This window comes from Flagellimonas sp., from assembly GCF_965222555.1.
Lineage (GTDB): Bacteria > Bacteroidota > Bacteroidia > Flavobacteriales > Flavobacteriaceae > Flagellimonas.
The window spans coordinates 366,049-384,150 of record NZ_CBDCUG010000004.1 but is presented as its reverse complement, the minus strand read 5'-3'; the positions used below and the strand labels follow the sequence as shown (position 1 = coordinate 384,150).

Genomic DNA, 18,102 nt, shown 5'->3' with positions numbered 1-18,102 from the left:
GGAAGTAGACATGTAATTTAAATAATACAAATATTAATCGTTTGATTATCAATAATTTATAATTTTTTTCTTCAAAAAATGACTAAAATATTTGACTCTTACCTTACGTCATAGCCTAGTTTTGCCCTATCAATCAGAAATAAACAATAAAGAATGAAGAAGTATAGTGTAAAAGAAGTGTCAAAATTATCTGGGGTTACCATACGTACACTTCATTATTACGATAAGATCGGACTGTTAAAACCAAAAGAAAGAACCGAGGTAGGGTATCGCTATTATGGAGAAACTGAACTGCTCCGTCTACAACAGATTCTTTTTTATAAGGAGCTTGATTTTTCACTTGAAAACATAAGTCAATTATTGGATGATCCAGAATATGATTTGATTGAAGGATTAATGAGTCACAAAAAAGCTCTAAAAAAACGTGGAGAACAAATAAGGACACTATTAAAAACCATTGATAAAACAATTGATTATTTAACAAAAGAAAAAAAGATGATGAAACCAGAAATGTTGTACAAAGGGCTACCCAAAGAAATGGGAACTGTTTACAGAGAACAAGCCATTGAAGAATATGGCAGGGATTTAGTTGAAAATGCGGAAACGGAGTTGTTAAAACTAGGAGAAGCAAATTTTGAATCCTTGAAAAAGAATTTTGAAAAAGTAAATAAAGAGTTATTTGAGTTGCGCAGAACCTCTCCAGAAGATGATAAAGTGCAAAGACTCATATCACAACATTATCAAATAATTCGCACTTTTTGGGGGACCGCTGGGTCAAAAGATTCTCAAGGAAAGGCTTATGCCGGTTTAGGAGAGCTTTATGTGGCCGATGAACGTTATACCATGGTAGATGGACAGCCACAGCCGCAGTATGCACAATTTTTAAAGGAAGCCATGCGGTATTACGCAGAGACGCAGTTACTTTAAGAGTTTATTATATAAACCTAAGCTGAAAAAGTAAGATTTTATCTACTGGCAAATAAAAAGCCCCTAAACAAGGGGCTTTTTTCATTGGATTGCGGAGGAAGAGGGATTCGAACCCCCGGAGGTGTGACCCTCAACAGTTTTCAAGACTGCCGCATTCGACCACTCTGCCATTCCTCCAATGCGGGTGCAAATATACTAACCTTTTTTATTTCTATAAAAGCCTCTAGACTTTATTTTTTTTAAGACTTAAATTCCGATATAACCTACTACTTTTGCGCCCATGGATCAATGGTATCACTATGTGTTATTGGTTGTAGTTGGCTTTGCTGTTGGGTTTATAAATACAATAGCCGGAGGAGGTTCTCTTTTGGCTCTTCCGACCCTAATTTTTTTGGGACTCCCACCCAGTGTTGCGAATGGAACAAACCGAGTGGCAATCATTATCCAAACCTCATTGGCCACTGCGGGATTTAAGAGCAAGGGTGTATCCACTTTCCCATTCAATGTGTATTTGGGCATTTCAGCCTTAATCGGAGCAATTATTGGAGCCCAAATAGCGGTTGATATAAAAGGTGAGACGTTCAATCGTATCCTGGCAATCGTTATGATGGCCGTAGTATTGATTATCATCTTTAAACCAAAAATCAATGTTGAGGAACTTGCCGAACGTACCACCGGCAAGCATCTTTGGATTGGAATTGTAGCTTTCTTCTTTATTGGAATTTATGGTGGATTTATCAATGCAGGAATCGGTTTTGTCATTATTTTGTTTTTGCATTATGTAAACCAGATGAATTTGGTCAGGGTAAATGCCACCAAGGTTTCTGTTGTGTTAGCTTATACGCTTTCAGCCTTGGTTGTGTTCATCATAAATGATAAAATTGATTGGTTGGCAGGATTTACACTAGCCATCGGTACAGGAGTCGGAGGATGGGTTTCTAGTCGTGTTTCAGTCAACAAAGGAGACGGGTTTATCAAAACATTTTTGGTGGTCATGGTCATTGCAATGGCCATCAAACTATGGTTTTTTACATAAGAAGTTATTGTTTTCGCAGGAGCGGAATCTAAAATCGAAAATTTATGCCAGGATTTGAACTTTTTGGAGATAAGGAGAAAAGACAAGTACAAGACGTATTGGATTCAGGAGTGTTGATGCGCTATGGTTTTGATGGAATGCGTAACGGACATTGGAAAGCCAAGGAATTGGAAGCCGTTCTTTCCGAAAGAATGAAAACAAAGCATACACATTTGGTCAGTAGTGGTACAGCAGCATTGACGGTGGCTTTAGCAAGTGCTGGTATTGGAGCGGGGGATGAAGTAATTATGCCCAGCTTTACTTTTGTAGCCAGTTTTGAATCCATTTTGGCTTTGGGTGCGGTTCCTATTTTGGTGGATGTGGATGATACCCTTACACTTGACCCAAAGGCCGTGGTAGCTGCCATTACGGGAAAAACAAAAGTGGTAATGCCCGTTCATATGTGCGGTTCCATGGCAAATTTGGATGCTTTGCAGTCCATTTGTACAAAACATAGTCTGTTATTATTGGAAGATGCTTGCCAAGCCATAGGTGGAAGCTACCGGGGGAAACCTCTGGGCAGTATTGGAGATTTGGGCTGTTTTTCCTTTGATTATGTAAAGACGATTACCTGCGGAGAAGGTGGAGCAGTAATCACCAATAACAAAACTTTTTATGAAAATGCTCATAAATATTCCGACCATGGTCATGATCATATGGGAAATGATAGGGGAGCGGAAGCACATCCTTTTTTAGGATATAACTTTAGGATTTCCGAATTGAACGCAGCAGTTGGATTGGCCCAAATTGGACGATTGGATGAGTTTATTTCCATCCAGAAAAGAAACTACACAATTTTGAGGGATGCACTTTCTCAAATTCCAGAGATAGTGTTCAGACGAGTGCCAGAAGGGGGAGAGGAGAACTACTCGTTTCTTAACTTTTTTCTTCCTTCGGAAGAGGTAGCAAGAAACGCTCAAAAAGCACTTGGTGAAGCTGGAGTAGATGGTTGTTTTTATTGGTTTGATAACAATTGGCACTATTACCGTAAATGGGAACACTTAACAGCTGCAAAATCATTGGGTAAGTTGCCTCAAGAAGTTGTTGATTCGCTTCAAGATGAGTCCAAATTTGATTTTTCAGCTTCTGACCATTGGGTGGGAAGAAACATTTCTTGCCTTATCAAGCTAGGTTGGACAGAAGAAGAAGTTCAAGTTCGGGCAAAAAAGATGGTCGATACCATTCAAAGAATAATCTAATAGGTAACATACTCCACAATCTCCAAACCATAACCCACCATTCCAACCCTTCGGGTTTGTCTAGAATTGGTCAGTAATCTAATCTTGGAAATATCCAAATCATGTAGAATCTGGGCTCCGATACCAAAATCCCGTGTGTCCATGTCAATTTTGGGTGCTTTGTGTATCCCTTTATCCTGTAACTTTTTAAGCTCGGCCAAGCGACCCAACAAATTCATGGATTGGTTTCCCTGATTGATAAAGATCATGGCACCTTTTTCCTCAGCGTTGAGGGCATCGAACATTCGGCGCAGTGATTCATCCGGATTATTGGTCAAAGTACCCAAGATATCATTGTTCACCAAAGTGGAATTGATTCGTGTTAAGATGGGTTCACCTGTTTTCCAGGTGCCTTTGACCAAAGCAATATGCACTTGATCATTGGTGGTTTGTTTATATGCACGCAGACGGAATTCACCAAAACGGGTTTGGATGTCAAAAGCTTCTTTACGCTCAATAAGACTATCGTGCTCCATTCGGTAGGCAATCAAATCCTCAATGGAGACAATCTTTAAGTCAAATTTTTTGGCAACTTCTAGTAATTGAGGTAGTCTGGCCATTGTACCATCCTCGTTCATAATCTCAACGATGACTCCTGCAGGCTTTAAATCTGCCAATCTTGCAAAGTCTATTGCAGCTTCGGTATGTCCGGTACGTCTTAATACTCCTCCTTCTTTGGCAATCAATGGAAAAATATGTCCAGGTCTGGCCAAATCATGTGGTTTGGTAACGGGTTCGGTAAGGGCTATGACCGTTTTGGCACGATCAGCAGCCGAAATTCCCGTAGTCACGCCATTGCCCCGTAAATCCACCGAAACGGTGAAGGCCGTTTCCAACGGGTCTGAGTTGTGAGTAACCATTTTATGCAGTCCCAATTCTTCACATCTTCCTTCGGTGAGTGGTGCACAAATTAAGCCGCGTCCATGCTTGGCCATAAAGTTGATGGTTTCCGGGGTAATCAATTCTGCAGCGGCCAAAAAGTCCCCTTCATTCTCCCTGTTCTCATCATCAACAACAATAATGACTTTGCCTTGTCTTATATCTTCAATGGCATCTTCAATGGCATTGAGCTGTATTTTTTCTTCTTTTTTGGAAACCATTTATTCTTCCGAAACTTTTTCTTTCTTTTTAAAGAGGTTTTTAATGCCGTCTATTATATGTCCAAATCCAATAAGACCTCTATCTGCAGTAGCTCTTTTAGTGAGTGAAATTCCAAGCGGCAGCATGATCAATGTTGCCAACCACGCTCCCAAGATAGGGTGAATGTTATTTTCTTTGGCATAATTTCCTGCAAATACTCCAATAAAATAATAGCTCAAAAATAGCATAATAGCAATGACCATAGGTAATCCCAACCCACCTTTTCTGATAATAGCGCCAAGAGGTGCTCCCACAAAGAACAAAATGATGCAAGAAAAGGCCAGCGCATATTTTTTATGAAGGGAAAGGATATGGCTATTGTAAAACTTAAACCTTTTTTGGAGTTCTTCTTTTTTGGAAACAACGGTAGAAAGAATGCCAGAAACTGTCGTTTTAGCCGTATTGATTACTTGCTGGCGCTGCCATTTAGGAAGACTTTTTACCAATTGATCTACGCTTTCAATACTGTCATTTTGGCCTTTTTGTCCTTCAAGTAGCCTGTTGAGGTTTGCGTTTACCACCTCTTCTTTTTTGGTACTGTCCTTTTTTATGGGAATGGGGAACGCCCCCATACGATTGGTGATATTCTTGGAAAAAGCCTCAACTTTTTCCAAATTGTTCTTGCCCAAAGAATCAATATCCTTGATCAACCGGCCCACATTCTTCATTTTGTCCGTGGTAATGTTGCCATCTTCTTCCAAATCTTGATTGTTCAATTCGGAAATGTCGATATTGATGGTATAGGTTTCAAATTTGGATTTTGCAAAAGGGTGTTTTCTTTTTTCCTTGCTTTTTTTGGATTGGATTTCTTCGTAATAGTTTCCGTCCTTTAGCACCAGTTGAATAATGTCGGAATCCTCACTGCTGATCAGCTCACCAGATTTTGCTTTGATGACAACATTGTTTATGCTTTGCTTGTTTTTTTTATGGATGATTACGTTGTCCAAAAACCGATCTTGTTCGCCATATTTTTTGTCCACCTTAATATTCATTCCATCACCGGTACCTTCAAAATCACTGAAAACACCTTCGGTGATAGCTGCTGCAGGCTTAACTTTAGCAATGTTTCGCCTAAGGTTGAACATTTTTTGTTCGGACTTTGGAATAACATTGTTGGCAAAGAAAAAAGTTACTCCACCTAAAAAGATTACATAAATAATTAAGCTACGCATACCCCTTTGCAGTGAAATGCCCGAAGCTTTCATGGCAGCAAACTCATAATTTTCCGCAAAGGTGCCAAAGGTAAGTATGGAGGATAGTAGTACTGTTAAGGGCAATACTTTATCCACCAGTGTTGGAATAAAGTAAAAAATAAATTTTCCAATGATTACAATGCCAAGGCCTTTTCCAGCTAAATCATCTATAAAAAGCCATATCCCTTGAAAAATGAATATGACAATTAATATAAAGAAAGAACTAAAAAAGTTATAGAGAAATCTAGATAATATATACCTGTCCAGTATTTTCAATGCCCTAATTTCTTATGATATAGTATCCTTTGTCCTCGTATTTTTTCTCGTTAAAAGTAAACAGTGTGCTTGACAGTGACTGGTTGGTTTTGAAAGAATTAACAGTTATGGATGTTTTTGTACCGTTTTTACCCGTTTGAATGAGCTTATAAATATGCTTGGTCTGTGAATCCACACCTAATAGGATGGACTTGATTTCTGTGTTGGAATCAATAGGAGTAAGCTTCACATATTGTATTTTTCTTCCCCCAACGTTTTGGAGAATGTCCCATTGATAATTATGCCCGGTTCTATAAAATGTAAGCATTTTTGAAGGGGTAATATTATTGTTGTCCTCAGTGATATTTTCAATGGTCACTTCTTCATTTTCCGGAACAATGGTATATACTTTTTTTCCATCATTAAGTTGTTGGGCGCCTAAGTAATCCAACATATACATATCACCTTTTATATATACATTTCCTTTGGTTTCCTGTTTAATATTAGCTTCTGTGTTTTCCAAGGAAGATATAAAGTCTATATAAATATTATCGTAGCTTTTTGCTTTGGTGTATACTTCATCCAATAAAACTTTTGCTTTGGAAGAGTTCTGGCCATAAGAGAAAAATCCTATTGCCAAAAGACCAATAAAAAGAAATTGTTTTCTAAATGTCATGTTACTTTGTTTCGTTTTGTAATAGTTGTTCAAGGGATAAAATGTCTGGAACCAATACTTGACGGGCCTTACTGCCCTCAAAAGGTCCCACTATTCCGGCAGCTTCCAATTGATCTATGATTCTTCCGGCCCTGTTGTACCCTAATTTTAATTTTCGTTGGATTAAGGAAGCCGATCCTTGTTGAGCGGTCACAATTACCTCGGCCGCATCTCTAAACATGGAATCCCTGTCCGCAATGTCATAATCAATACCCGTGCCAGAATCTTCCCCTACATACTCAGGGAGCAAATGGGCATCTGGGTACGCACGTTGTGAGCCAATATATTCTGTAATTTTAGCCACCTCTGGGGTATCTACAAAAGCACATTGAAGCCTTGTAACATCATTTCCTTGGGTAAATAACATATCTCCGCGACCAATAAGCTGATCAGCACCTTGGGCATCCAAAATGGTCCTTGAATCGATTTTGGAAGTTACCCTAAATGCAATACGGGCTGGGAAATTAGCTTTAATGATTCCTGTAATAACATTAACCGATGGCCTTTGTGTAGCAATAATTAAATGTATTCCAATGGCACGTGCCAATTGTGCCAATCTGGCAATGGGGGTCTCCACTTCTTTGCCCGCTGTCATGATAAGATCTGCAAACTCATCAATCACCAAAACAATATAGGGTAGAAATTTATGGCCGTCATTGGGATTCAGCTTTCTGGCCTTGAACTTGACATTATACTCCTTAATATTTCGGACCATCGCCAGTTTAAGCAGTTCGTAACGGTTATCCATCTCAATACAGAGCGAATTGAGTGTGTTGATTACCTTGGTGTTGTCCGTTATTATGGCATCTTCAGAATCTGGAAGCTTAGCCAGGAAATGGCGTTCAATTTTATTGTAAAGTGTGAGTTCCACTTTCTTGGGATCAACCAGAATGAACTTAATTTCTGCCGGATGTTTTTTGTAAAGTAACGAGGTGATTACCGCATTCAATCCAACAGATTTACCTTGACCAGTTGCCCCGGCCATAAGCATATGTGGCATTTTGGCCAGGTCCACTACAAAAGTTTCATTGCTAATGGTTTTTCCGAAGGCAATGGGAAGTTCCATCTCTGCCTTCTGGAACTTGTTGGAAGCGATTACGGACCTCATGGAAACCACGGTGGCATTCTTATTGGGAACCTCAATACCAATAGTGCCTTTTCCGGGAATAGGAGCTATAATCCTAATGCCCAGAGCAGCCAGGGATAAAGCAATATCATCTTCAAGGTTTTTGATTTTGGAAATCCGGATACCTGCTTCCGGTACAATTTCATACAGGGTTACAGTTGGACCGATGGTTGCCTTGATCTGGGCGATTCCAATTTTATAGTTCTTTAGGGTGCTTACAATCCTATTCTTGTTTTCCTCGAGTTCTTCTTGGTTGATAGTAATGCCACCAGATGCTCCATGCGGGTCAAGAAGTTCGATAGGAGGGAATTTGTAATTTCCCAATTCCAATTTAGGATCAAACTCACCAAAATCCTTGACCAGTTTGGCGGCCTTCACATCTGTTTCTTCTTTTTCCTCCGTAACCTTTTCAACTTTTAGATCTATATCCACATCTTCTTCTTGCGGAAGGTCGACATCCAATCCCGCTTCACTTTGTAAAGGTGGAATGTCTTTTTTATGGGTGTAGGTGTCCACAACAACGGGAGTATCAGTTTCCATGCTGAGTTCAACACTGCCATCATCAGATTGAACAGTTACGGGAGCAGGTTTACTTTTCTTGAAATCAGATTTAAGTTGTTGCTTTTGTGACCGGAAAAAATTGGCAATCCCTTCAGGACTAAAATTGAAGAGTCGTACCAAAATGACCATCAACACAAATACCAATAAAAGGAACACTCCTATTTTACCAGTATAGTCTTGGAGAAAGTCATTCATTTCATATCCGATAAGACCACCAAGTAACGGTTGTTCAAATGCGAAAAAACCTAGTGCAATTGAAACCCATATGATTCCTGTAAGTCCCCATATCCATTTGCCAATTAGACCTTTACTGTCCAGCCCAAGAAAAAGATAAAGTCCGGTAATGGCCAATAATAAAGGAAAGGCCAATGAGGCCAGACCAAAACCTTTGTACATGAAAAAATGGCTTACGCTTGCTCCAAACTTATTCAACAGATTGCTTGCTTGTGCATTTCTATCCTTGAATTCGGAAAGCATGCTCTGATCTTCTTGCCATGTAAAATAGTAAGACATAAAAGAGAAGAACAGGGCAATGCTGAGCACGATCAATAGGCTGCCCAAAATAATCTTGTTTTGTTTGGACAGCTTTAGTGAAAAGCCTTTTTTGGAAGATGTAGGTTTTTTGGATTTAGTCCTTTTTTTTGCCATTAATCTCTAATATGGGGGCTAATTTACAAATTTACGATGCTACCTAGGACCCCAGATGTTTGTTATACCATTTTTGGCAGATAAATAATGAGTCCGATTATGCTTGCAACAATGGATACTATCATAACGGCGCCGGCAGAAATATCTTTTATAAAACCAATTTTTGGGTCTTTTTTAGGTTGGATATAATCCGATATTTTCTCAACAGCTGTATTTAATCCTTCTATTCCCATAACCATTCCTATGGCAAGCAATTGTACCATCCATTCGGTACTTGAAATATTGTAGTAAAAACCCGCACCAGTAACCAATAGGGCAATAAAAAATTGAATTTTGATGCTGGACTCTGTCTTCAATAGCAGAAATAGCCCTTTAAAGGCATAGCCAACACTTTTAATCCTATTTTTCAAGAAAGATTCTTTAGGCATCCATCAATGCTTCTAGTGCCGCTTTGTAATTAGGTTCATCAGCAGTTTCCGAGACCTGTTCGGTGTAAACCACATTCCCTTCCTTGTTTATTACCACCACAGATCTAGAAAGGAGGGATGCAAAAGCGCTATCCGCAAAAGTTACCCCATAATCCTTTCCAAAATCCCCTGTTTTGTAGTCGGAAAGCATATCTACATTTTCAATTCCTTCAGCGCCACAAAATCTTTGTTGTGCAAAAGGAAGATCTTTGGAGATACACAATACTTTAGTATTGTCAAGTTCTGCCGCTTCCTGGTTAAATTGTCGTACTGATTGTGCACAAGTTCCTGTATCCACACTAGGGAAGATATTCAACACAAGTTTGCTGCCGGCATAATCCGAAAGTAAAGCTTGGGAAAGGTCAGATTTTGTTAAAGTGAAATTGGGAGCTGGTGTATTGATTGCTGGAAGGTTTCCCACGGTATTTGCAGGGCTTCCTCCTAAAGTTATTGATGCCATGTTATATTGAATTAAGATTGGTCTCCAAAAATAGAGAAAAAAGAAAACCTTCTTGACAAAATGGCCAAGAAGGTTTTTCAACAACCGTTAGGGCATCCTATGCTATGTGTCAATTGAGCCTATGACCCTGGACATAAATTCGTTGAGCGCCTCTTTCTTGGCAACACCAGAGCTCATCTTTTTTGAAACCTCTATGGCTCCGTACATGTTTGAAATCAGTTCTCCAATCACATCTATTTCCTCATCTTTTAAATGGGAAGACTCAGTTAAATGTTCAAGAGTTTCAAGGGTTTCAATAACATAATCCTCATCATTGGCTTCAATGAATGATAAAACATGTTTAATTACTGGCAACCTCATTGATCAATGTTTTTAGCACATCATATTTATTGGTCTGCACCTGGGTTTTAAGAGTGCCATCCACAAAAGCTGCAAATGTTGGTAAATTATCAACATTGGCAAGACCTCTTGATGCTGGGAACTTTTCCGCATCTACCAAAACAAATGTAACATCTTCATTGTTTTGGGCCTCTTTTTTGAATTTAGGTTTCATAATTCTACAATTGCCGCACCAAGATGCTGAATACTGTACAATAACATTCTTCTTGTCCCCAATGATTTCTTGCAGGTTATCCTGCTCCAATTCTAAAACCATAGGATTAGTTTATATGATTGGAAAGGTATTCTGCAACACCTTTTCTATCGGCATTCATGGCTTCTTTGCCTTCTTCCCAATTGGCAGGACATACTTCTCCTTTTTGTTGCACATGGGTATAGGCATCAATCAAACGTAAAAACTCATTTACGTTCCTTCCCAATGGCATATGGTTTATGCTCTCATGGAATACGGTGCCTTCTTCATCAATCAAATAAGAGGCCCTATAGGTAACATTGTCACCTTCAACAAAAATACTTTCTGTTTCTTCATTGAACTCTTCATTTTGAATATCCAATATGCCAAGAGCATTGGCCAAATTTCTGTTACTATCAGCTAGAATGGGGTAGGTAACACCTTCTATGCCGCCATTGTCCTTGCTTGTGTTCAGCCATGCAAAATGCACTTCTGCAGTATCGCAGGAAGCACCAATAACAAGGGTGTTTCTTTTTTCAAACTCGCCTAAAGCTTGTTGGAATGAATGTAACTCTGTGGGACATACAAAAGTGAAGTCTTTGGGATACCAGAAAAGAATAATTTTCTTGTTTTCGGATTTAGCTTTATCCAAAACATTGATTTTAAAGGTGTCTCCCAATTCATCAATTGCATTTACTTCAAGATTTGGAAATTTTTTCCCTACATGCGTCATTTTAATACTTTTTATTTATTGATTTTGTGCAAATGTATTTCAAGCACTTCTTAATCTAAAGCTTTGGGATTAGATTTTGTTATGCGCTGATAGTGCTTGTTGATACTGTGCGCTAGCCCGCTGCTAATCAAAAAAATAGCGTGGGTTTATCGTGCATAATCAATGAAAAAACTTGCGAATTGGAAAAAACTTGATAAGAATCGGTTATGCATTTGAAGGAGCCGCCAGTTGTTTGATCTTTATTTTGAAAGCAGCAAACAAGAGGGTCATAAATGGACTTAACCAATTAAAAACGGCATACAGCGCATATTCACCCACGCCCACGCCTAAAACTCCACTATGATAGGCGCCACATGTATTCCAAGGAACCAGTACGGAGGTTACGGTACCGGAATCTTCCAAGGTTCGGCTCAAGTTTTCAGGAGCTAATCCGCGGTCGTGGTAAGCTTTGGAAAACATTTTTCCAGGTACAACAATGGCCAGATATTGGTCTGAGGCCGTAATATTCAATGCCAAGCAGCTTCCTACGGTACTGGCAAATAGGCCCAAAGTGGACTTTGCCATTTTCAACAAGGATTGGGTGATGCGCTCCAGTGCCCCTATACCATCCATAATACCACCAAAGACCATGGCACAGATAATGAGCCAAATTGTATTTAACATGCCAAACATCCCTTTGGACTTGAAAAGCTTTCGGTATTCCTCTGGCGCATCCAATTGGGTTTCCCCAGTAATCGCATTTAGAACTCCCTTGTATCCAGATTCAAATGTAAGTTTGTCACCGCCACCCAAAGAACTTACTATTTCTGGCTGAAAAATAAGCGCAAACAATCCTCCAAGTAGTGTGCCGATTAATAAGGCGACCAAAGGAGGGGTTTTTTTGATAATCAAGAAAATGACCACTATTGGAACAATGAATAACCAACCATTGATGTTGAACTTGGCATCAATTATGCCAAGTATATCGGATGCGTCCGTAGGGCCTGTGGAATCAACGGTGAATCCCATAATTACAAAGACCAATAGGGTAATGGAAATTGTTGGGATAGTTGTTAAAGCCATATATCTTATATGGGAAAAAAGCTCGCCTCCGGCCATCACAGGGGCCAGATTGGTGGTGTCACTTAACGGGGACATCTTATCCCCAAAATAAGCACCTGAAAGTACGGCACCGGCTGTCATTCCAAGAGAGATTCCTAAAACATCCCCAATTCCGATCAGTGCAATACCAATTGTAGCTGCGGTTGTCCAACTACTACCTGTGGCAATGGATATAATAGCACAGATAACAACACATACGGCGAGAAATATTGTAGGGTTCAATATGTGAAGTCCGTAATAGATCATAGCCGGAATAATGCCACTGATCAACCAAGTACCTGCCAATGCACCCACCATTAGTAGGATGAGCAGGGCTCCGGTGGTGGATCGCACATTTTCGGCCACCTCCGCAATCATTTGCTTGTAGGACGCCTTGTTCAAAAAGCCTACAATAGCAGCCACTGCGCCACCAAGCAACAAAATAAACTGGTTTGAACCATCAACAGCACTGTCTCCAAAGACAAAAACGTTGTAGGCCAGCATGATTACCAATGCAAAAACAGGAATCAGCGCCTCCCAAATATTCAACTCTTTATTTTCTACGATATGTTCATCTTGTCGATACTTGGGCTTTTCCTCTTTTTTAGGCATGAAGTCTAATTTTGTTACGGGTAATATTACGATTTTGAAGTTTGTTCTGCAAACGGATGTTTACACTATTACCGTATCGTTTTCCAAAACGCCCAATTTTTGCATACAGCTGCGCATGGCCAAATAGGTTTTGTGAATGTCATTATCAAGACCTATTGAAAAACGGATAAGTCCTTGTGACAATCCAAGTTCTTCTTGCTCTTCCAAAGGAATTTCTGAAGAAGTAGAAGTACCTGGAGCACTAAACAGGGTTTTATAAAAACCGAGACTAACGGCCAAATACCCCAATTTTTCTTTTTGCATGAGTTCCATTAGGGCGTTGGCCTTGTCCAGTGAACCTACATCCAACGTAATCAAGCCCCCAAACCCGTACTCAGCATTCATTTGTGCTTTCATAGTTTCATGTCCAGGATGACTTTCCAGTCCTGGGTATACCACTTTAAGCCCATCTTTTTCAAATTGTTCAGCAAGGTAATATGCATTTTCGCTATGCTTTTTTATTCTGATGTGCAATGTTCTCATATTTTTGAGAATAGAAGCTGCTCTTACGCTATCCAATGTACTGCCCAAAAGCATTCCCGCTCCATCATTTACATCTTTTAGACTCAGACAAAATTCTGTTGAGGCACAAACTGCACCGGCTACGCAATCACTACTACCGTTAATGAACTTGGTGAGACTGTGAACCACAATATCAGCTCCTAACTTAGCCGCATTAATGTTCAAAGGAGAAAAGGTATTGTCCACTACCAAAGGGATACCGTATTTTTTGGCCAATTTGGAAAGTGCTTTTATATCTGCTACTTCCAACAAAGGGTTGCTCACCGCCTCACAGTATATCATTTTGGTTTCTGGTGTGATGGATTGCTCAACCACTTCAAGATTAGTAATATCAACAAAGGATGTGGAGATATTGAACTTTTTCAAAAAATTCTTTAGAAAAGCATAAGTACCCCCATAAATAGTCCTACTACAAACAATATGTTCATTTGCATTGCAAAGTTGAAAGATAACAGAGCTGATTGCCCCCATCCCACTAGCATAGATGTTGGCGGATTCTGTTCCTTCCAGTTGCGCCATTGCTTCACCTAAATACAGGTTTGAAGGGGAGGAGTGCCTGCTATATAGATAGCAACCTTCGGTATTGCCCTCAAAAGTATCGAACATGGTTTTTGCCGATAAAAAGGTATAGGTAGATGAGTCTGAAATGGAAGGATTTACTCCTCCAAACTCGCCAAAATACTGTAAGTCCTGTATGTTTTCTGATGCTTTGTAGTCCATTGGATTAGTTTTGATGTAAAAATACCTATGATTAGAATTAATGTCAATTAATAGTAGTATATATAGATTATAAATCTATAATTTGTTATTTAATAGAATAAAATTCATAATTTTAATGTGTTTATAGAGACTAACGGAAAAACAATCGGAATGGAGTTGGACAATACGGATATACAATTGATAAAACTATTACAGGAAGACTGTAAAAAGACCACTAAACAATATGCGGACAGCTTACAATTGTCTAAAACAGCGGTTTATGAACGAATTCGCCGTCTTGAACGGAACCAGGTTATTACGGACTACGTAGCACTGGTGGATAAAGAAAAGGTACGACGGAATTTTACTGTGTTATGCCATATTAAATTGGTACAGCATACCAAGGAGAATGTGCTTCGGTTTGAACGGGAAATCCTAAAGTTGGAAGAAGTTTCAGAGTGCTTCCATGTAAGTGGTGATTACGATTATATTTTAAAAGTCAACGTGGAAAACATGAAGAAATATCGGGAATTTATGGTAACCAAACTTACTGCTATTAACAATATTGGAAGCACCCAAAGTTCTTTCACTATAAAGGAAGTGAAGCATAGTACTGCGGTAAGCATTTAAGAAAGTTTAACGTAAAACGGTGTTAAAAAGGAATCGACATTGGAGCGATATTCCTAAATTTTGGTCAATCAAGAAACAAACTACAATCAAAAAACACCTTTTTACAAATGAATTCGCGTATACGAGCTTTGCTCACGATACTGGCAACCGTCATTGGCGGGCTGTCCCTGGTACTTTACACAACCTTGTCACAAGACATCATTTTTGATGGACTGAGTTATTGCACATCGTCTAGTAGTGATTTAGCTTTTGGAGGCCTTGCCACTTTTGCATCTGCAGTTTTGGCTGGCTTTATTGCTTCACTCATCGTGGTCAGAGATAACCATTGGCCACATTTTTTCATTTCACTTTTTATCGTCGGGAAAATGTCCTTTGCGGTACTTTGTGGTCAGTGGAGCGGTCCAATTTGGTTTGAGACAGGAATGAACCTATCACTTTTGGCCGGACTTTGGATTGGATGCTACGGAGCGGTAAAATTCCCGCTGGCCCCCGTTTAGAATCGCCTACAAAGATTTAATATAGGAAATCATTCTGTTTCTTAGTTTGACATTGGGCATTTTGCCATGACCAGCACCCATATTGTCTATCATATGGTGGGGTTTTGAGGTGCCGGGGATTACACAGGTGACAACCTCATTGGATAGGATAAACTTCAAAAAATACTGTCCCCAACTGTTTATGTCCTGTTCTTTGGCCCACTGTGGAAGTTGTTTTCCTCTAACCAATCGAAATAAGGAACCACTTTCATAAGGTTGATTTATTATCGTTGCAGTTTTGTGTTTTCTGGCGGTATCGAACAATGAATTTTCGGCATGCCTTGACCGAATGGAATAGTTGAACTGGACAAAATCTGGTCTTTCAGCTTTAATGATTTTTTCCAATGTGCTATGGGACGAATCCACATAATGTGTAATGCCCCAATACCTGATCTTTTGCTGATCTTTCCATTCTCGCAATGTTTTTACATGGGTTTTCCAGTCCACCAGATTATGGATTTGGATTAAATCCATTTTTTTTCTTCGCATTTTGGCTATTGAAGCTTCCATTTGTCGTATACCGACTTCCCTGCCAGATGTCCAAACTTTGGTGGCATAAAACAGGTCATCCTTAAACTTGAGTTTACTGGTTAAGCCCCCCACAACTTTTTCAGAGCTGCCGTACATGGGGGAGGAGTCAATTACTGTACCTCCCAATCGATGCATCTCCGTAAGCACTTGACTCAAAACTGCATGTTGCTGCTTGGAGCTTTCCACGTCAAATGTTTGCCAAGTACCCAATCCTACAACAGGTAATAGTTCACCAGTAATTGGAATGGCTCTGGTTAAAATTTTGCTACTTGCCGAGAATGTCTCTAAATAGGGATGGAAGGACAGTCCAATCCCTCCTAGTAAGGATAGTTTTATGAGTTCCCTTCTATTGTACATTGCTTTCATATATGGTTTCATTTAAAGTTAAGACATTCTCTTTTTGTTGCTGTTCTTTTCCTAATTTTCGGCCTATACGGCTCCAAAGAAATGCAACGGGTACTGCTAAAAACGCGATAGCCCCGAGACTCAATCCAAGGGTAAAGAAACCAGCGAAAATCCAACCTACTAAGGCATCACCACCTCTATAAACGGCAGTGTCTATAAAATTCTTGGCCTTGTATTTTTCATCCAAGGAAGAAACAGTAAAGAGTATCTCCCTTCCTGGACGCAACAGCATAAAATTTCCAGAGCGATGAATCACCAATAAAATTGCAACGGTGATTAAAGATTGATTTAGACCCAAAACCAACAACCCAAACCCCATGAATAGGGGAATAGAGGCCAAAACAATGGACAATCCCAATTTCTTTATGATTTTACTTGTGAAAAAGAACTGACCTATGATTGCAATTGCGTTTACAGTGAAATCGATGTTTGAAAAATAACTGATGCGTTGTGCGCTGTTGACCAGTGTCTTTTCCAAAATATGTGCTTGTTCAAAATAAAGCACTGTGGAAATGGAGGTGTAAAGGAGAATAAATCCGACAATACCCTTAAGGTATGAAGACTTAATTATCTTTTGAATACCCTCAAACAATACCTTGGTGCTGAGTTGGATGTTTTTGGAAGTCTTATTGAAATGAGCAGGTTTGTTGGATAGCTTAAGAATAATCCTGATACAGATCAGGGCGATTATCAAAAAGAAGACTGCGGCCAACAAGAGTGAACTTATGGAGAATATATGGTTTAATCTGTTGGCGATTACCGGACCGGTCAGTGCGCCAAGACTGCCACCAGAAGCTATAATGCCAAAGTAGCGCTTGGAGGACTTGCTGGAGAAAACATCGGCCATAAAACTCCAGAACAGGGAGACCACAAAAAGATTGAACACACTCAACCAAATAAAGAACGAAATAGCAATGCTTCTTGTGGTTCCAAAAAATTCAAATAATATATAGAACAATAAAATGTTGCCAATGCAAAACGAGTAGGAAAAGAGAAGGACCTTTTTTATCGAATTTCTGGACATCAGAAAACCAAAAAGAGGCACTATGCAAAGCATTGCCAAAAAAGTCCCAGAAAATAGCCATTGCATATTTATGGCGCCGTTTACTATTCCCATTTCATCACGAAGCGGCCTCAGAATAAAATAGGAACACAACAAACAGAAAAAATAGATTGCTGAACAGGCCACTATTTTTAATTGGCTGCTCTTTATTGGGGTATTGTTCCCTTTGGAATGGTATGGCGCTTTTGAACTGACCAACTAATCAAGATTTTTGGATGATATCTTTTTTCCGGTTCCCTTTACGGTAAGGTTGAATTTGGTAATGGGCATATCTGGGAAGTTTGCCACATTTTTTCTTGTATACGAAGTATGATTTTGGTCAAATGAATAAATGTCCTCATAACGTTCTTTGCCATTTCTAACCTCCAACTCACCCTCAATGGTCATAACTCTTGAAATGGAGTCGTAACTCAAACGTTCCTTGGCCGTACCGGGCCAATTGCTATAAAGGCCCACACGCTCAAACCCGTCCACAAAATTTCCATATCGGATTGCCTCTAAAAAAGTTCTCTTTCTATCTTTAAACCTTCCGCTATCACTTGTAACCTCACCTTTACATATAATATATCGGGGTTCTCCGTTTAGGTCAAGGTCGTAGTAGCAGACCTGCTTTCCTTTTTCAGTAAACCAAACCCCTTTTTCTGGATGGTATGTATTGTAAAATTCAAATTGGATTTCCCAAGTACCAATTAGAAAATCCAAATCTTTAATAGATGGTTTTTGCTCCTTGGTTTGGGAAAATAAGGTGCAGGAAAAAAATAGAACGAATAAAAACTGAATTGACTTTTGATAGTTCATCTTGAAAAGGTTTGTATTAACAGCTTACTAGTTAATACTTCTCCTTTTCGTTTAGTTTAAAATTGGCAAATCAATCTG

General features: G+C 39.4%; 19 protein-coding genes and 1 tRNA gene. 5 read left to right on the top strand and 15 right to left on the bottom strand.

The window, feature by feature from the left end:
- Positions 1-153 precede the first annotated feature (153 nt).
- Positions 154-927, top strand: a complete 774-nt coding sequence (locus ACOQO1_RS06135) for a MerR family transcriptional regulator (RefSeq protein WP_420601985.1) — start codon at positions 154-156, stop codon at positions 925-927.
- Positions 928-1,019: 92 nt separating this feature from the next.
- Here ACOQO1_RS06135 and ACOQO1_RS06130 read toward each other — a convergent pair.
- Positions 1,020-1,104 (bottom strand) — tRNA-Ser (locus ACOQO1_RS06130).
- Positions 1,105-1,207: 103 nt separating this feature from the next.
- Here ACOQO1_RS06130 and ACOQO1_RS06125 point away from each other — a divergent pair.
- Both ACOQO1_RS06125 and ACOQO1_RS06120 read left to right on the top strand, forming a co-directional pair.
- Positions 1,208-1,963 (top strand): sulfite exporter TauE/SafE family protein, encoded by a 756-nt coding sequence (locus tag ACOQO1_RS06125; protein WP_420601984.1) that lies wholly within the window; start codon positions 1,208-1,210, stop codon positions 1,961-1,963.
- Positions 1,964-2,007: 44 nt separating this feature from the next.
- Complete coding sequence (locus ACOQO1_RS06120) at positions 2,008-3,201, top strand: DegT/DnrJ/EryC1/StrS family aminotransferase (protein WP_420601983.1); 1,194 nt, start codon at positions 2,008-2,010, stop codon at positions 3,199-3,201.
- Here ACOQO1_RS06120 and ribB read toward each other — a convergent pair.
- The 11 genes from ribB to ACOQO1_RS06065 form a co-directional block, all read right to left on the bottom strand.
- Positions 3,198-4,340: a 3,4-dihydroxy-2-butanone-4-phosphate synthase gene (gene ribB, locus ACOQO1_RS06115; RefSeq protein WP_420601982.1), complete on the bottom strand. Its 1,143-nt coding sequence runs from the start codon at positions 4,338-4,340 to the stop codon at positions 3,198-3,200. The two genes, ACOQO1_RS06120 and ribB, sit on opposite strands and share 4 nt — an antisense overlap.
- Positions 4,341-5,849 (bottom strand): LptF/LptG family permease, encoded by a 1,509-nt coding sequence (locus tag ACOQO1_RS06110; protein ID WP_420601981.1) that lies wholly within the window; start codon positions 5,847-5,849, stop codon positions 4,341-4,343. It lies immediately after the preceding gene.
- Positions 5,850-5,853: 4 nt separating this feature from the next.
- Positions 5,854-6,504 (bottom strand): LolA family protein, encoded by a 651-nt coding sequence (locus ACOQO1_RS06105; RefSeq protein WP_420601980.1) that lies wholly within the window; start codon positions 6,502-6,504, stop codon positions 5,854-5,856.
- Position 6,505: 1 nt separating this feature from the next.
- A complete protein-coding gene (locus ACOQO1_RS06100) occupies positions 6,506-8,878 on the bottom strand; it encodes a DNA translocase FtsK (RefSeq protein WP_420601979.1) in 2,373 nt (790 codons plus the stop codon).
- A gap of 62 nt (positions 8,879-8,940) precedes the next feature.
- Complete coding sequence (locus ACOQO1_RS06095) at positions 8,941-9,306, bottom strand: diacylglycerol kinase family protein (RefSeq protein WP_420601978.1); 366 nt, start codon at positions 9,304-9,306, stop codon at positions 8,941-8,943.
- Positions 9,299-9,805 carry a thiol peroxidase gene (gene tpx / locus ACOQO1_RS06090; protein ID WP_420601977.1) on the bottom strand — a complete coding sequence of 169 codons (507 nt, stop codon included), beginning with the start codon at positions 9,803-9,805 and terminating at the stop codon, positions 9,299-9,301. The genes ACOQO1_RS06095 and tpx overlap by 8 nt, the downstream gene beginning before the upstream one ends.
- Before the next feature lie 102 nt (positions 9,806-9,907).
- Positions 9,908-10,165: a DUF6952 family protein gene (locus tag ACOQO1_RS06085; RefSeq protein ID WP_420601976.1), complete on the bottom strand. Its 258-nt coding sequence runs from the start codon at positions 10,163-10,165 to the stop codon at positions 9,908-9,910.
- Positions 10,146-10,460, bottom strand: a complete 315-nt coding sequence (locus ACOQO1_RS06080) for a thioredoxin family protein (RefSeq protein WP_420601975.1) — start codon at positions 10,458-10,460, stop codon at positions 10,146-10,148. The genes ACOQO1_RS06085 and ACOQO1_RS06080 overlap by 20 nt, the downstream gene beginning before the upstream one ends.
- A 4-nt stretch (positions 10,461-10,464) precedes the next feature.
- Positions 10,465-11,109 (bottom strand): peroxiredoxin, encoded by a 645-nt coding sequence (locus ACOQO1_RS06075; protein WP_420601974.1) that lies wholly within the window; start codon positions 11,107-11,109, stop codon positions 10,465-10,467.
- A 204-nt stretch (positions 11,110-11,313) separates the two neighbouring features.
- Positions 11,314-12,801 carry a Na+/H+ antiporter NhaC family protein gene (locus ACOQO1_RS06070; RefSeq protein WP_420601973.1) on the bottom strand — a complete coding sequence of 496 codons (1,488 nt, stop codon included), beginning with the start codon at positions 12,799-12,801 and terminating at the stop codon, positions 11,314-11,316.
- Positions 12,802-12,861: 60 nt separating this feature from the next.
- Positions 12,862-14,082 (bottom strand): aminotransferase class I/II-fold pyridoxal phosphate-dependent enzyme, encoded by a 1,221-nt coding sequence (locus tag ACOQO1_RS06065; protein ID WP_420601972.1) that lies wholly within the window; start codon positions 14,080-14,082, stop codon positions 12,862-12,864.
- Positions 14,083-14,232: 150 nt separating this feature from the next.
- On the opposite strand from ACOQO1_RS06065, the gene ACOQO1_RS06060 reads away from it, so the two are divergent.
- Together ACOQO1_RS06060 and ACOQO1_RS06055 are read left to right on the top strand one after the other, a co-directional pair.
- The gene (locus tag ACOQO1_RS06060) at positions 14,233-14,691 is read left to right on the top strand and encodes an Lrp/AsnC family transcriptional regulator (protein WP_420601971.1); all 459 of its coding nucleotides are present in this window, start codon (positions 14,233-14,235) and stop codon (positions 14,689-14,691) included.
- 107 nt (positions 14,692-14,798) lie between these two features.
- Positions 14,799-15,188: a hypothetical protein gene (locus ACOQO1_RS06055; RefSeq protein WP_420601970.1), complete on the top strand. Its 390-nt coding sequence runs from the start codon at positions 14,799-14,801 to the stop codon at positions 15,186-15,188.
- A 6-nt stretch (positions 15,189-15,194) separates the two neighbouring features.
- Here the strand turns inward: ACOQO1_RS06055 and ACOQO1_RS06050 are convergent, their stop codons facing one another.
- Genes ACOQO1_RS06050 through ACOQO1_RS06040 form a run of 3 tightly spaced genes read right to left on the bottom strand, consistent with a single transcriptional unit; the run spans position 15,195 to position 18,024 of the window.
- Positions 15,195-16,124, bottom strand: a complete 930-nt coding sequence (locus ACOQO1_RS06050) for an aldo/keto reductase (RefSeq protein WP_420601969.1) — start codon at positions 16,122-16,124, stop codon at positions 15,195-15,197.
- Positions 16,105-17,424 carry an NTP/NDP exchange transporter gene (locus ACOQO1_RS06045; RefSeq protein ID WP_420601968.1) on the bottom strand — a complete coding sequence of 440 codons (1,320 nt, stop codon included), beginning with the start codon at positions 17,422-17,424 and terminating at the stop codon, positions 16,105-16,107. The genes ACOQO1_RS06050 and ACOQO1_RS06045 overlap by 20 nt, the downstream gene beginning before the upstream one ends.
- Positions 17,425-18,024, bottom strand: coding sequence for a hypothetical protein (locus ACOQO1_RS06040; RefSeq protein ID WP_420601967.1), 600 nt, complete (start codon positions 18,022-18,024; stop codon positions 17,425-17,427). It lies immediately after the preceding gene.
- Positions 18,025-18,102: the final 78 nt, after the last annotated feature.

Excerpts from the sequence above, each read along its gene's own strand:
- ACOQO1_RS06135 (WP_420601985.1), top strand. The coding sequence starts at position 154 with ATGAAGAAGTATAGTGTAAAAGAAGTGTCAAAATTATCTGGGGTTACC.
- ACOQO1_RS06125 (WP_420601984.1), top strand. The coding sequence starts at position 1,208 with ATGGATCAATGGTATCACTATGTGTTATTGGTTGTAGTTGGCTTTGCT.
- ACOQO1_RS06120 (WP_420601983.1), top strand. The coding sequence starts at position 2,008 with ATGCCAGGATTTGAACTTTTTGGAGATAAGGAGAAAAGACAAGTACAA.
- ribB (WP_420601982.1), bottom strand. The coding sequence starts at position 4,340 with ATGGTTTCCAAAAAAGAAGAAAAAATACAGCTCAATGCCATTGAAGAT.
- ACOQO1_RS06105 (WP_420601980.1), bottom strand. The coding sequence starts at position 6,504 with ATGACATTTAGAAAACAATTTCTTTTTATTGGTCTTTTGGCAATAGGA.
- ACOQO1_RS06100 (WP_420601979.1), bottom strand. The coding sequence starts at position 8,878 with ATGGCAAAAAAAAGGACTAAATCCAAAAAACCTACATCTTCCAAAAAA.
- ACOQO1_RS06095 (WP_420601978.1), bottom strand. The coding sequence starts at position 9,306 with ATGCCTAAAGAATCTTTCTTGAAAAATAGGATTAAAAGTGTTGGCTAT.
- tpx (WP_420601977.1), bottom strand. The coding sequence starts at position 9,805 with ATGGCATCAATAACTTTAGGAGGAAGCCCTGCAAATACCGTGGGAAAC.
- ACOQO1_RS06085 (WP_420601976.1), bottom strand. The coding sequence starts at position 10,165 with ATGAGGTTGCCAGTAATTAAACATGTTTTATCATTCATTGAAGCCAAT.
- ACOQO1_RS06080 (WP_420601975.1), bottom strand. The coding sequence starts at position 10,460 with ATGGTTTTAGAATTGGAGCAGGATAACCTGCAAGAAATCATTGGGGAC.
- ACOQO1_RS06075 (WP_420601974.1), bottom strand. The coding sequence starts at position 11,109 with ATGACGCATGTAGGGAAAAAATTTCCAAATCTTGAAGTAAATGCAATT.
- ACOQO1_RS06070 (WP_420601973.1), bottom strand. The coding sequence starts at position 12,801 with ATGCCTAAAAAAGAGGAAAAGCCCAAGTATCGACAAGATGAACATATC.
- ACOQO1_RS06065 (WP_420601972.1), bottom strand. The coding sequence starts at position 14,082 with ATGGACTACAAAGCATCAGAAAACATACAGGACTTACAGTATTTTGGC.
- ACOQO1_RS06060 (WP_420601971.1), top strand. The coding sequence starts at position 14,233 with ATGGAGTTGGACAATACGGATATACAATTGATAAAACTATTACAGGAA.
- ACOQO1_RS06055 (WP_420601970.1), top strand. The coding sequence starts at position 14,799 with ATGAATTCGCGTATACGAGCTTTGCTCACGATACTGGCAACCGTCATT.
- ACOQO1_RS06050 (WP_420601969.1), bottom strand. The coding sequence starts at position 16,124 with ATGAAAGCAATGTACAATAGAAGGGAACTCATAAAACTATCCTTACTA.
- ACOQO1_RS06040 (WP_420601967.1), bottom strand. The coding sequence starts at position 18,024 with ATGAACTATCAAAAGTCAATTCAGTTTTTATTCGTTCTATTTTTTTCC.